We start from the raw sequence: 13,792 nt of genomic DNA, 5'->3' as shown, positions 1-13,792 counted from the left end.
TTCGTTTAATAATTTACCTTTGTGCGATAAGACGTCCTTACATGAGCAAAACACTTTCGTTCTTATTTCTATCCCTTTTCACTACTGTAGTGTTTTCTCAAAGTTATCCCACCGGCCCTGACAACACCCCACAAAATAAGGCGCCCATCGATCTTTACAAGATTATATCCCACGATAGGGATACCACCAATGTAGATACTGCGCTTAGTATTCAGAAGGATTATAAATTCAACTACCTGAGGAGAGACGATTTTGAATTGATTCCTTTTGCGAACGTTGGACAGACATACAATTCTCTCGGATATTCCTTCAATAATAAAAACCTGAAACCGCTATTCGTAGCTCAATCGCATCATTTTAACTACGCTGAAATTGAGGACATGCACTATTTTCGGGTTCCTACGCCGCTCACAGAACTTTATTTCAGGACTGCCTTCAACCAGGGGCAGCAACTGGACGCCTTTCTTACGGTGAACACCAGCGAACAATTCAATTTTTCCATAGCCTATAAAGGGGTGCGCTCCCTGGGAAGTTACCAGCAATCGCTTACGAGTACAGGTAATTTCAGGTTTACAACAAATTATCAAACAAAGAACAAAAGATACAAATTCAGAGGGCATATCGCCGCCCAGGATATTTTGAACAGAGAAAATGGTGGCCTGAATGCGAACTCCATATTCCTATTCGAAACAAATGATCCGGAATTCGAAGACCGTGGCCGACTCGATGTAAATTTCGAAAATGCCGAAAACAAACTGGAAGGCTTGCGTTTCTACGCGGACCATGAATACGAATTGATCAGTAAAAGGGACTCTACATCGTATAATGTCCTGAATATTGGAAATAGAATTAGCTACGAAGACAAATTTTACGAATATCGACAGGGCGAGCCATTCACAGGATTCGGTGAATCCTATGAGGCATCAGATCTAAAAAAGACGACAAAACTGGAGGATTTCAATGTTCAGGGATATGCCAGACTGGAAAATTCAATACTGGGGGAAATCGGGGCTTCTATTGGTTATACAGACTTTAATTACGGTTATAACACCGTCATAGTCCTGGATGAAGGACGTATCACGAACAGGATCCAGGGCAACCTGGTACAATTCGGAGCCAGTTACAGGAAGCAGTATCGCGGATTCGAACTTACAGGTAATGGTAAGATCAATATCGCGGGTGATTTCGACGGAAATTACCTGAATGCCGCCGCTGCATTTTCCTTTAATGAGGAAAACAAAGTGAAGGCTTCAGCGACAATTCATTCGGTGGCACCGAACTTCAATTTTCTTCTGAATCAGAGCGATTATGTAAATTACAATTGGCAGAACGATTTTGAGAATGTCAAAACCCAGGAATTGAAATTCGAACTGAATTCTGAAAAACTTCTCGATGCTGAAGTGAGTTACACGGGAATCGATGATTTCACCTATTTCACCATAAAAGCGAACGACAGCACACCAACCCCACAACAATACGGGGATAGGGTAGATTACATGAAGGTAAAAGCATCCAGGGAATTTCGTTATAAATCATTCGCACTCATGAATACCGTGATGTTCCAACAGGCGGTAAGTGGGGATGAAGTATTTAATATTCCTCAGATCGTCACACGTCACTCACTCTACTACCAGGACGAGTGGTTTAAAAAAGCAATGTTCCTGCAAACGGGTATAACTGTGAAATACTTCACCGAATACGATATGAACGGCTATGATCCGGTGCTTGCCGAATTCTATGTACAGGAAAATGAGAAGATAGGTGGATTCCCAATGGTAGACCTTTTCTTCAATGCCAAGATCCGTCAAACCAGGATATACGTTAAGTATGAACATATCAATCAATTGTTCAATACATCAAACAGCCACTTTGCCGCCCCGGGATATCCGTATCGGGATGCGGTAATCCGATTTGGCCTGGTTTGGAACTTCTTCTTATAATGTTTGAATTATGAGATCGATTTATGTGATCCTTAGAATTAGTTTCGCTGTCGTCTGGTTTGTGAACGGCTTCTACTGCAAGATCCTTGGTATGATTCCCCGGCATGAGTTTATTGTCGCTAAAATCCTCGGATTTGAATACGCCCAGCAACTCACTCTCGCAATCGGATTGGGAGAAGTTATCATGGGATTCTGGATTTTAAGCGGTTATAGGGCGAAATTTAATGCGATCACCCAAATAGTGCTGGTACTGCTAATGAATATACTTGAAGTGATCCTGGTGCCGGAATTACTCCTTTGGGGTAGTATGAATATGTTGTTTGCCATCCTTTTTGTGATCCTTATCTTTATTAATGAATTCATCATTGCGAAACGATTGCAATAAATGGCTGTGCTCAATTTTTTAAAGGACCACCCGTTCGCCGTAGAGGCCTTTTTTGAACGGTCGGTGGTTTTTACTTTCGCGGCGCCTAAAGCTTCTCTGGAACACTTGCTTCCCGAATGCCTCACTTTGGATACCTTCAACGATGAATATGGATTTGTTGCAGTAGCCATGGTTGAAACCAAAAATCTCAGACCCAAAGGGATGCCTGAATTCACCGGAAATAAATTCATGCTCATAGGTTATCGGGTCTTCGTGCGTTACACGAGAAATAATGGAAAGCGTCTTAGAGGATTGTATATACTGAAATCAGAAACCAATCGAAAGAAGATGGAGTTCTTCGGAAATATTTTTACTCACTACAATTATTCTACAACCGACATACGATTTGAAGACAAGGATGCAGAAACATCTGTGATCTCCGATGGTTCTGTTTTCAGGGCCGACTTCCTTGCTTCATCCGAAGAGGCACCCTTACCCCAAGGTTCTCCCTTCAGTTCATGGAAAGAAGCGAGGAGGTTTGCAGGGCCGCTTCCATTCACTTTTACTTACAATTCCGAAAAAAAAGAAGTGCTCATTATCGAGGGCGTCCGTCAAAATTGGAAACCCCAGCCACTTTCAGTAACCAACCATCATTTTGAATTTATTCATAACCTCAACATCGATGGGATGATCCTGGCCAACGCTTTCCAGATTACAAAAGTCCCTTATTTTTGGAAGAAAGGAGTAAAGGAAGTATGGAAAGGATAAGAAAACCTTTTGAAGGAGTTTGGAACATCGTTCGATTCAACTGGCACTTTTATGTGATATTCGTGATCCTGGTTCCCGTAATTTTTTTCCTTCTGAATCATTACCTCAGTTCATTTGTGGCGATTATAGCAGTGGTCATTTTGGTCGTTCCTGTTTTGAAATCCCTGATAGTTTCCTATTGGGTCTACGACCGATCGGATCTTTATACGTTGAATTACCTGGAAGATCTGAAGTTCGGAGATTCGGATACTATTGTGAATATCAATGCGGGATTTGATGAGACTTCGGAGTTCATTCGGTCCAGATATCCTGGGTCGACCCTGAAGGTTTTCGATTTCTACAACCCGGAACGGCATACGGAGGTGTCGATAAAGAGGGCGCGCAAAGCATACCCACCTTACCATGGATCTACTGCCATAGAAACATCCAGCATCCCGGTGGAAGATGAAACTGCATCCGGGGTGTTTGTATTTATGAGTGCTCATGAGATTCGGGATCAAAAGGAAAGGATACAGTTCTTCAAAGACGTAAACAGGATCCTAACTTCAGAAGGTAGAGTAGTAGTTGTAGAACATCTTCGGGACCTCCCAAATTTCCTGGCTTACACGGTTGGAGTCTTTCATTTCTTCAGTAAAAAAAATTGGTTGAAATCTTTTTCAACATCCGATCTGTATCTTCAGAAAGAAATCAAGATCACACCTTTTGTTTCAACTTTTATACTCACTAAAAATGGAGCTACATCTTAAGATCATAGGAATTTTGCTGATGGTACTGGCGTTTGTCCATATACCCTTTCCAAAGTATTTCAAGTGGAAAGAAGAACTCAAATCCTTGAGTCTCATCAACAGGCAGATGATGAAAGTACACACATTTTTCATTGCGTTGATGGTCTTTCTTATGGGGCTGTTATCCTTTAGCCAGGCAGATCTATTGGTTAGTACAGAACTCGGACAAATTGTGTCACTGGGCATGGCCGTTTTCTGGGGTGTCCGACTCGTATTTCAGCTGTTTATCTACTCTACCAAGCTATGGCGTGGAAAAGTTTTTGAGACCACCATGCATGTACTTTTCACTGCGCTTTGGGTATATATTTCGATAGTCTATGTTGTAGTCTATTTTAGCCCTTCCGTTTAGTTGCTAATACTGTCTTTGATTACCTCCAGGAGTTCTTCTGAGACCTCTTGCAGCGCCGTGCTATCTAATTGAATAATTGAATTTAAATCAGGATCGTTCCTATCGGGCCAGATATCCTCATCTCTTAAATTTTCGGAAGTTTTCCAGGTCTCGCCTAATTGCTCAAGGATGGCAGATTCCCACTGAGAAGGGTGCTTTGCATCGATCCAAACTACATCGCGATACTCCGTGTCCACCAGGGCAAGATCGGGCGTAGCCGATCCATCGAATTTCTTGCTATCGTCCCTTTTGGCTGCAACAGTGCAAAACACGAACATACGTTTCCTGCCACCGATCTCTTTAACGAACGGACGGAATTCAACGGGTTTGTTCACGCTCCAGTCGTATTCCTTTCTCGATTCGATCACTTTTAGCGGCATGGCTGAAACTCCAGCAAGTCCTTCTTTTTTGGCAGCGTGGTTGTAGTAGAGCAATTTGTCGGTTCCATCGGCAGGGATCATCACACTGAAGGACAAGCTTGTTCGTTCTTCACCCACGGGCTCAAGTCCGAACCAATGGTATAAGCCACTGTATGCATCCACCTCCATGGTATCAAAATTGAAGTCGGTCACAAAAGGCTGCATATTCTCATCGTCTTTCAGATCCGGGATCTTAACGGCTGTTTCCATGTTCCAGGGTAGCGGATCGGTAAATCCGCCCAGGAATTGCAATGACTGCGCCTGTAGGCGCGACACTTCTTCCGCCAGTGTATTCTGTTTGGTTAGAAACGGATAGTTCTGGATTTCATCTGGTGGAATATAAGTTCCCTTACCTATGCTGATGCGCTCCAGGTAGTCCATAAAGTCGTGTTCACCAGGTTCTACGATCATTACTCCGCCGTAAGAAGGATAAGGGAAAAAGAAGCCCTTCCATTTGATCAGGCTTACCACTTGCACCCATTTTCCTTCGTCATTCTTCATGTAGAACACGTCGCTGGGTTCCATGGTAAACAATTGGAAGAAATTGAAGCGCTGCACCACGGCATTATAAGTATTCCTGCTGAAAGCCAGGGATTCACCAATGGAGAAGGTTACTGGAATGCGGTTATCACCCGAGAAACGGGGAAATGGAGAGGTGCTTTCTACCGTGAATAATTCCTCTGTGTTATCGCTGATCCGCTGCCATGTGTATTCTCTGGAAGGTTGCACGGCCATGGTCCATTGGTTACTGCTGTCCACACGAACTAGTTGCGGTAAGGACACTTCCTGTGTCTCACCGATGGATTCGTAGGCCATGGTCACAATATTGTTGAATGGTTGGATTCGTTCGTTCTGGGTAAGTGGTAATTCATGTATTTCGATCTTATTTAGATTCTGAAATACATTATAGGTTTGCATGTAGGCGTATAGTTGTAATTTCGAGCCGAAGAACCACAGCGTGCCAAAAAAAGCGATGATCCCTAGCATGATGAGTAATCGTCGTCCGGCACTGGGTGCACTTCGGAATTTCCGAAGGGTTAATGCGAGGAAGAGTCCGCACACCAGGATGATGAATATGAATTTCCGAAGGAATAAAAGGGCGGGCTGATAATCATCCCGAAGGAAGAACAGCAATAACAGCAAAATGATTCCGCCGATAATTACCCTGCGCCGTTGTTTTTTTCCGCGTTTCCAGTATGCCTTTATCATTTTACTTTAGATTAGATTGTTACTTTTTTATTGTCCGATGTCCGATGTCCGATGTCCGATGTCCGATGTCCGGGGCCATTAATTTATCATTCCCTTGTCTTTCAAACGGTCACGAGCACTTTTTTGCTCCTTTGCCGACTCTTTTTCTTCCTGAACGGCTTCAGGGGCTTCGTCATCTTCAGTTAGGTCTTCAACGAAGTCTTTTCCCTTTTCCACGGCCTCATCGAATTTCTTCTTGAGGTTCTCCTTTTTTAGACCCTGAGAGGTAAAAATAAATGCCGAGGCGATATACGTCCCTATCAGTGTGCCCACGATGGCCGATACGAAGTACTGGAAGAAGATCACATTAATAGGAGTGGCAAAGCTTATCAATGCTCCCGCGATAACGTAAAGTAAAGTGATCCAGACCAAGCGCATCAGGAATACCTGCTTGTGGACAAAACCCTTGGGGTTGTCCGGCTCCATTTGCAAATCCTTGGAATGCATCATCTTATTAAAAAATCGGTATAGCCTATTACTCTTCGATTCCCTCCAGTAGATGATAATTCCGAAAAGGATGGCGATTACAAATACAATGATCTCCAGTGTCATGATGCGTAGTTTAGATTGTTCTTAAGGATGCGGTCTATTACCCAGTCCTGGTAACCTTCGGGCCAGGTAAGATAGGTCTCGTAAAAATGCTTTTTATCATACCAATAAAGGTGAAGCGGGTCCACCGGGACGATCTTGGTAAGTAATTTCCAAATAAGTTCTTTATGCTCTACTTCCAGCGATGAATGTGGTTCCAGCAAAGCTTTCATATAGATGGGATCTACTACTTCGTCCATCTTTAATTCGCGTTCTACGATCTTGCGCTGGTTATACCGCTCTACGCTCATCAACCTTTTTTTAGCTTCAACGTCTAGTTCATTCAGATAGCGTTTGAATAGCATCGGACTATCAAGTACTTCCGTCCACGGGTGCTTACATTCTTTTAGTTCCTGAACAAATAAGTGGTTTTTGATGCGCTCGTAACGCTTGGTTTTTGCTGCTTTTTTTATGTTGAATTCGGCGATGAGGTGATTGACCAATGTAGCTGTCAATTCATTGTGATCGATATGGAACATCGTGACATCGTGAACCGTATCTTTAATCGCTTTCTTAAAATACTCTTCCGATTCAAATATGATGATGTCGTTGATAAAGTCCCTCAGCACAAAGATCCCACCGAAAGCCTTGGTGTAGAATGACCTGATCTTCAGCTTAAGGGGTTCTAGTTCCAGTTTCCTGTTTCGTAAATCACCAAAGTTCCTGGCCGAATCCAATAGCTTATTATGAATGTCTCTGTTTATGAAATTATTACCGCTATTGAATTCTTCTACCAGCTCAAGTTGCTCTTTCTGTTTTCTTGCCAGGTCGTTTAGTATCCTGAAACTCAAAGTGAGCTGGTTATATCGTAACAGATCAAATGGTTCGTAGTAGGTGTCCATATGCTGATCCAGGTGAATGCAAATAGCAGAGTCTTTGGTAATATCTCGTATTTCCTTGGCGTAGGCAGTGAACACTGTCGTCATAATATCCCTGTCGAAAGAGTGAAATGGCATGTGCACCGGGTTGCCTTCTTGGTTAGGTGAAATGATTATCGCATTGGAATTTGCCTCCCCTATATTCAGATAGAACGGATTCGACTTTTCCTCGGCGATCTCCGGACTCCAGCCCATTCCGTCTATATGGAATCGATCCAGCGCTGTAGGTTCAACACCAAGCATGCCAAGGCAGCCGTTGTATCGTCTTGCCAACGAGCCTGAAACTGCTATGAGTTCCCTTCCATATAATCCGGCAGCTTTTAGTTTATCCATTAGTGATCTTCATCTTCGAAGCGCCTGCGCGCCTCCATTTGCACATTCATTTCGTGTAATCGCTGATCTACTTTACGTTTGAAATCCGTGTCGGCGATTGTCGCAACATTATCCAGGTATCGCACCACTTCCTGCCTTCGAATATCGGAGAAACTTAACCCTTTCATATTCGATTTCATCAATTCCTGGAGCATATTGAATTTGGTTTCATAATCCTTTCTGAAATATTCATCTGCATTCTCGAACCATTCGGGTGGCAAGTCGAAATCGGTAAGGCGCAGTGAAACCGCACTTTGAATATTCCGAATATCCCGGGACGAGAAGAATGGGAAAGCCTTTTGAATGTTCTTATACAATTCGGCATAGAATAAATGTTCCGAATTCTTATGCTTCTGCTCCGAACGCTCGTAGATCTCGAGAACTCGTTCCTCTGTCGGTTTTTCAGTAGCCTGAAGTATTTCACCCAGGTTTTTAGCCAGTCCCTGCTCGCTGAGATAGACATATTTTTCGGGGTCACTCATATTCACAAATCCCGGCATCGTCTTTTCTATTTTACGCCACCAGAGGTAATCCTGGTCCACAAAATCCGGAATGGTTCTGGCTCCATCGATCTTAAATCGCCCCTGTACCCTCGAAATAACAGCCTTGTCGAGCATTTCGGGGAGGTTGGTGAATAGTCCGACAGAACTGTTCCCGTAGTTTACAGCATAAGCTCCTTCGGTGTATCTAAGGAACACACCTATCACTTCTTTTACACCTGCCGAAACCCCTTGTGCGGTTCGTTCCTGGAGGTTGTTCTCCGCATCATCGATAGGAGCGAAGATCAGTTTTCCGGGATCCTGCAATGGTTTCATCCATTGCACCATCTTTTCGGCAGAGCCTCCCTGGAAGGTCGAGATCAGAGTATCGGGCATGGGATGGAAGAGGAAAGGAATATCAAGATTGTCGCAATGTTCTTTTAATCTCGTAGCGATCGCGGCGATGAGCATACTTTTCCCGGTTCCGGGAATTCCGTATCCCATGAAGACCGGCATAAAGCCACCTAACTCCTGGAATGGGTTTTTTCTTTCGGTGAAATCGTAGCTCAGCAATCGCTCCGTGAGCCTCCTTGCAAAGTGCTTGGCGTCGCGGTTACCAACGATCTCTTCAAATTGTATTTTGTTGAATTCAACACTTTTTGCTGTACCTTCAAATACATTCTCCCAGCCCGAAACGGCAAACTCACTTTTTTCGAGTTTGTAGGTGCGGTCTGTGATGGTTTCGGTGTATTCCAATGAGCCAAGTCGCAGTTGAATTTCTGCTATCATGGCATCGAAAAAAACGACGGTAAAATCAACCACATCAGTATCACGAGTGATGATCTCCGGGTGGTTCAGGTATTTGTCGTAATAGAAAAGCATGCAGGAAATTCCCTTGATAGGCGACATAAGTGACAATTCCGGTATGCCCGCGAACTTATTCTTCATCACACTGAGGTCATCCGAAGCTACCGGTTTTAGGTCGTGTAATATTCTATACGATGTACCATACAACATATAAGCCGTAGCTGTTTGTTGTTTGGATTCGAATTCCCGCCGTTGGCTCCCGTCCAGGGTGCTTTTTCGTTCGTTCAGGCTTGTGAGTCCGGAGGCGTCTCCATAGCTGTCCTTCAGCCAGATTCCCATGGTAAGACCTTCCTGAAGAGCGAATAAGGCACGATTAAGTTTTAACGGAATCGCTATGGATTCGGGTAACAATCGCTTCTTTAGCGCAAGTATCGATTTTGATACTGAAGTCACACTGGAAGTACTATTGCCAGTCGCTTTCGATAGATATAGAAGTATGGAATCGTCTTTAGTGTTCTTATCCCGATTCTTTGCCTTGTACCCTTGTTCCCACTGGACGCCCTTAAGATAGGAAGTGGCCTCTTCACGAAGCGCGTCAAGTTCAGAAATCTTAATTGGAAATGTACTGCTGTGTTCCATACTATAATTTTAGAGCGGGTATTTCTATTGGTTCCTGTGCTAATTTGTTTATCTCATCGGGGACTCGGTCGTAGAGTAACTGGATAAGTCTGTGTGGACAAAGCACATATTTCTTCGATTTGTGTGACTCCCAGATCTGCAAGTGTTGTTTGTTGAAAAAACTGCCTTCCGTAATCTTCCCTGTGGACAGCAGGTCGTCTATGGTAATTGATAATGCATAACTGGAAAGGTCGAGAACCTTATTCACGATTCCTTCCAGGATCACATGTGTAATGGTTAGTTCGTCTTTGGCAAATACGTTATGCAGGGGTCCCATATCTATTTTCCTGAATTTCTTCGGAAGGACTCGCGGTAGTCTTTTGTCGATGGCATAAGCGAGGTTGTCCAGGTTCATGTTCCTGTCGGCAACATTTTCCAGAACTTCATAGATCTTCTGGGTATACTCCTGAAGGTCTGTTTTATGCAGATCGAAATACATAAAACAGATGAATGGGCGGTTGTAGGAAACATCGTAAAAGGACCAGCTTACCAGGTAAGGTGCATCCGGGTTGTTCTTAATGGTGATGATCTTACCCTGCACGAATTTTCGGAAGATGTAATTTCGTTCCACCGAGTTGTAATACACTATAGAAGCCGCCTGTTCCAGTTTTCGCCGAGAGACAGCTTGTTTATCTTTTAATAATGTTTCGAGAAACTCGGCTTTCAGATCCTTAGGGTCTGGTAACCTGCTGATGTGTTCTTTCTTGAGCTCCAGATCGTTGATGAGATAACGAAATTCGAGGTAGTTTGGGAATCCCGACTCAGTAAGGTCGATCTTCATTTTCTCTTCCTCGTCGTACAGATATTTCACCCTGAATGATTCCAAAGAATACGAAAGCAACTCGCAATACTGCTTGATAAAAGAAACCTCCAGTGCATTACATATATCGTTTTCCGTGATGCTTTTCATCAGCGATTCGAAGGCGTGCGATACGATCTTGAAATACACCGTGTACTGTTCCTTGGTCTCAAGGACGGCACTATCTAAAGGTGTTACAATTTGATTGATCGACATTAATTACAAGTCTTCAGTTTATTTTTCATTTCGAGCATAGCGAGAAATCTCATCAAGTAAAGATCCACCACCTCACTCGAAAAGTTGGATGGTTTTTTCAAATATTGTGAACAGGAGTTTTAACTCAATAAATCGTCTTCGCCTCCTTCCGGAGTTCCCGGTGTTTCAGAAGGCTCATCTTTTTTGGGAGTACCCCCGTCTCCACCTGTGGACGAAGCGTAGTATTCTTCAAAGATCTCCTTCATGTCGATTCCGTAGCGATTGGCAAAATCCTTCTGGATCAGGGCATCTTTCTCCCTGATCTCCTGAAGTGATTCGGCATAACTGCTGTAAACACCTTGCATCACTTTTTCATGAACCGGAATGTTGTCCATCATTTCCTGTCGAGCCTTCGCACTGGCCGAATGCATAGCGGCAAGTGTTTGCCCGATATGCTCGTCTGTCTTCACACCCAGGTGCTCAAGGATGGCTGCAAATTCCTGGTCTGTTCTTGCTTTTAGTGCAACAACATATCCGTCGTAATATTTCAGGCGCTCATCGGTATCACTTTTTAGCTTGGCCCTGTGAGTTTGTAGGTTACTTCTCAATGAAGTAAGCACCTTGATCGTAAGATTGTGTTTGTGCACAAAGCTGTCCTTACTTGCCGCAAGTGTAGTGTAGGCGTTCTTGAGTCCTTCAAGTTCTTCCACTTTTTGTTCCAGTTGGGTGATCTTTCCAATAGCTTCGGAATATTCTGTGGATTGCTTATCGGCGATCTCCTCGAGTTCCTGTCGAGCTTGTTTTAGAAGCGCATACTGCTCTTCCAGTTTGTCCTCGGTTTCTTTCTTCTTTTGAAGTGCTTTAGTATGATTCTTACTCGCTTCAACGATGGCATCCTGAAGCTTGTCTTCTACTTCTCTGATCTCCACCTCCCGATTTTTTAATCGCGACACGGCCGCCTGACTCTTGTACGATAGTTCGCTCAGCAGTGTTTGTATGTCTGCAGTCTCAATTCGTTGCTGGAACATTTGCTTGGCCTTTATATCGGCATCTTCGCGCTCTTTTTGAGCTTCTTTGAGTTCAGTTTCCCTCTTTTTAATCCTGGATTTTCTACCCCATAAGTTGTTCCACCAGTTGTCTTTAACCTTTTCAGCGTCTTCGAGTGCCAGTTTTGCCCGTTCCAGTTTACTCTGGGCACGATCGATCACTTTCTGCTCGGCTTCGTTAAGCGTGGAAAATTTTTCGAAGATAATACCTACTTCTTCCTGGTAGTCGGTAAGGTCTTTGATAGCGTCCAGCAAGGAGGCCCTGTCCTTTTCGGCCATACCTACCACATCGTCCAGGGTGGCGTTCAGTATTTTTTGTCGCATTTCAGGATCGTCTTCCTGCGCGAGCTTGGATTTCATCTGGTCTACTGCCTTGCCCCAGTTTACCTCTACTTTATCTTGTTTCGAATTGGATTCGGTTTCTAGTAAATCAAAATCATCAGACATAGGTATGGCTATTTAAGTGTTAGTTATTTAAAAAAAATCGGACTGTTAATTTCGGTAAAAAAAATGAGTTGGGAAACTCATTCGCGAAATTTGGATGGTCACTTTTCGAAAGTACGTTGAATTAGTCGCAAATCTCGTGAAAATGTTACGGTTCTTGCAAGAGCGATAGGAGTGAAAACCCCGCAAGCGCCGGAGGCGGAGAGGAGTTGAAGCGGATAGCGCGGTCCTCCCGAAAGAATAGAGGGAGGGGTTGCTATTAAAAAAAAAAGCCGGTCCTTGGACATACTGAACTTGATTCAGTATCTACGTGATTCAATAACTACGCCATTTAGTCTTTTTAGATTCCGAATCAAGTTCGGAATGACAAGTCCTTGATTACGGAATGACAAGTCCTGGGGTCTGGAATAGTAAAAATTTTAGTCCCTCAAAAGCCCTCTTGAGATCACCATTTTCTGGATCTCAGAAGTACCTTCGTAGATCTGTGTGATCTTGGCATCGCGCATGAGGCGTTCTACATGGTATTCTTTCACAAAACCGTTTCCGCCATGCACCTGCACCGCTTCTACAGTTACTTCCATAGCAACTTTAGAGGCGTACAATTTGGCCATAGCACTACTCATATCGTAGTTATTGCCATTATCCTTGTCCCAGGCCGATTTCATAACCAGGTGACGAGCTGCCTCAATTTCTGTATGCATGTCGGCCAACTTGAATGCGATGGCCTGATGATTGCATATTTCCGTACCAAAGGCTTTGCGAATTTTCGAGTAGTCACGGGCAAGTTCGTAAGCACCTGAAGCGATTCCCAGTGCTTGAGCTGCAATACCAATACGTCCGCCACTTAAGGTCTTCATTGCGAATTTGAATCCGAAGCCATCCTCACCTATCCTGTTTTCCTTGGGAACTTTTACATCGTTGAAATTCAAGGTGTGGGTGTCGCTTCCGCGAATTCCAAGTTTATCTTCCTTGGGTCCCACTTCGAATCCTTCCCAGGCTTTTTCAACGATAAATGCATTGATCCCACGATGTCCTTTTTCCCTGTCGGTTTGAGCAATTACAAGGTAGTAATCCGCGCTACCACCATTGGTGATCCAGTTTTTGGTTCCGTTCAATATATAGTGGTCCCCTTTATCGATGGCTGTTGTGCGTTGGGAAGTCGCATCGCTTCCAGCTTCAGGTTCACTGAGACAAAAAGCCCCGATTGATTCACCCGTGGCGAGTTTCGTAAGGTATTTTTGCTTTTGCTCTTCCGTTCCGAAGGATTCCAATCCCCAGCAAACCAGGGAGTTGTTAACTGATACGATCACCGAAGCAGAAGCATCTATTTTACTTAATTCTTCCATGGCGAGCACATAGGAAACCGTATCCATTCCACCACCACCGTATTTTGGGTCTACCATCATTCCCAGGAACCCCAGTTCTCCTAATTTCTTAACCTGTTCGGTTGGGAATTGCTGGTGAGTGTCGCGTTCGATCACACCTGGTAGTAGTTCGGTTTTTGCAAAATCGCGAGCTGCGTCGCGTATCATTAAATGCTCTTCGGAAAGATTAAAATCCATAGTCTTTTTGTTGTGTCTAAATCGTTTTCGAA

The 13,792-nt window shown here is 43.8% G+C and carries 12 protein-coding genes; 5 read left to right on the top strand and 7 right to left on the bottom strand.

Going from position 1 to position 13,792, the window contains the following annotated elements:
• Nucleotides 1-41: 41 nt before the first annotated feature.
• From J1N09_RS10230 to J1N09_RS10210, 5 genes are read left to right on the top strand one after another with little or no spacing between them, the layout of a single operon-like run.
• Nucleotides 42-1,940 carry a putative porin gene (locus tag J1N09_RS10230; protein ID WP_265200086.1) on the top strand — a complete coding sequence of 633 codons (1,899 nt, stop codon included), beginning with the start codon at nt 42-44 and terminating at the stop codon, nt 1,938-1,940.
• A 10-nt stretch (nt 1,941-1,950) separates the two neighbouring features.
• On the top strand, nt 1,951-2,325 hold the full coding sequence (locus tag J1N09_RS10225) for a DoxX-like family protein (RefSeq protein WP_265200085.1): 375 nt from the start codon (nt 1,951-1,953) through the stop codon (nt 2,323-2,325).
• A complete protein-coding gene (locus J1N09_RS10220; RefSeq protein WP_321160809.1) occupies nt 2,326-3,072 on the top strand; it encodes a DUF2071 domain-containing protein in 747 nt (248 codons plus the stop codon). It abuts the gene before it with no gap.
• Entirely contained in the window at nt 3,060-3,818 is a 759-nt protein-coding gene (locus J1N09_RS10215) for a methyltransferase (protein WP_265200084.1), read from the top strand. Before J1N09_RS10220 ends, J1N09_RS10215 begins: the two co-directional genes overlap by 13 nt.
• Entirely contained in the window at nt 3,802-4,206 is a 405-nt protein-coding gene (locus J1N09_RS10210; RefSeq protein WP_265200083.1) for a hypothetical protein, read from the top strand. The genes J1N09_RS10215 and J1N09_RS10210 overlap by 17 nt, the downstream gene beginning before the upstream one ends.
• Here J1N09_RS10210 and J1N09_RS10205 read toward each other — a convergent pair.
• The 7 genes from J1N09_RS10205 to J1N09_RS10175 form a co-directional block, all read right to left on the bottom strand.
• Nucleotides 4,203-5,873, bottom strand: a complete 1,671-nt coding sequence (locus J1N09_RS10205; RefSeq protein WP_265200082.1) for a hypothetical protein — start codon at nt 5,871-5,873, stop codon at nt 4,203-4,205. The genes J1N09_RS10210 and J1N09_RS10205 overlap by 4 nt on opposite strands.
• 78 nt (nt 5,874-5,951) lie before the next feature.
• Nucleotides 5,952-6,464 (bottom strand): hypothetical protein, encoded by a 513-nt coding sequence (locus J1N09_RS10200; protein ID WP_265200080.1) that lies wholly within the window; start codon nt 6,462-6,464, stop codon nt 5,952-5,954.
• Nucleotides 6,461-7,711 carry a DUF6638 family protein gene (locus J1N09_RS10195; protein ID WP_265200079.1) on the bottom strand — a complete coding sequence of 417 codons (1,251 nt, stop codon included), beginning with the start codon at nt 7,709-7,711 and terminating at the stop codon, nt 6,461-6,463. The genes J1N09_RS10200 and J1N09_RS10195 overlap by 4 nt, the downstream gene beginning before the upstream one ends.
• Complete coding sequence (locus J1N09_RS10190) at nt 7,711-9,675, bottom strand: ATP-binding protein (RefSeq protein ID WP_265200078.1); 1,965 nt, start codon at nt 9,673-9,675, stop codon at nt 7,711-7,713. The genes J1N09_RS10195 and J1N09_RS10190 overlap by 1 nt, the downstream gene beginning before the upstream one ends.
• A gap of 1 nt (nt 9,676) precedes the next feature.
• Nucleotides 9,677-10,729 (bottom strand): hypothetical protein, encoded by a 1,053-nt coding sequence (locus tag J1N09_RS10185; protein ID WP_265200077.1) that lies wholly within the window; start codon nt 10,727-10,729, stop codon nt 9,677-9,679.
• Between the two features lie 119 nt (nt 10,730-10,848).
• Nucleotides 10,849-12,201, bottom strand: a complete 1,353-nt coding sequence (locus J1N09_RS10180; RefSeq protein WP_265200076.1) for a microtubule-binding protein — start codon at nt 12,199-12,201, stop codon at nt 10,849-10,851.
• Nucleotides 12,202-12,617: 416 nt separating this feature from the next.
• On the bottom strand, nt 12,618-13,760 hold the full coding sequence (locus tag J1N09_RS10175) for an acyl-CoA dehydrogenase (RefSeq protein WP_265200075.1): 1,143 nt from the start codon (nt 13,758-13,760) through the stop codon (nt 12,618-12,620).
• Between the last annotated feature and the right edge of the window lie 32 nt (nt 13,761-13,792).

The sequence above is a fragment of the Aureitalea sp. L0-47 genome, assembly GCF_026126405.1.
GTDB lineage: Bacteria > Bacteroidota > Bacteroidia > Flavobacteriales > Flavobacteriaceae > Pukyongia.
This window is presented reverse-complemented; position numbering and strand designations above follow the sequence as displayed.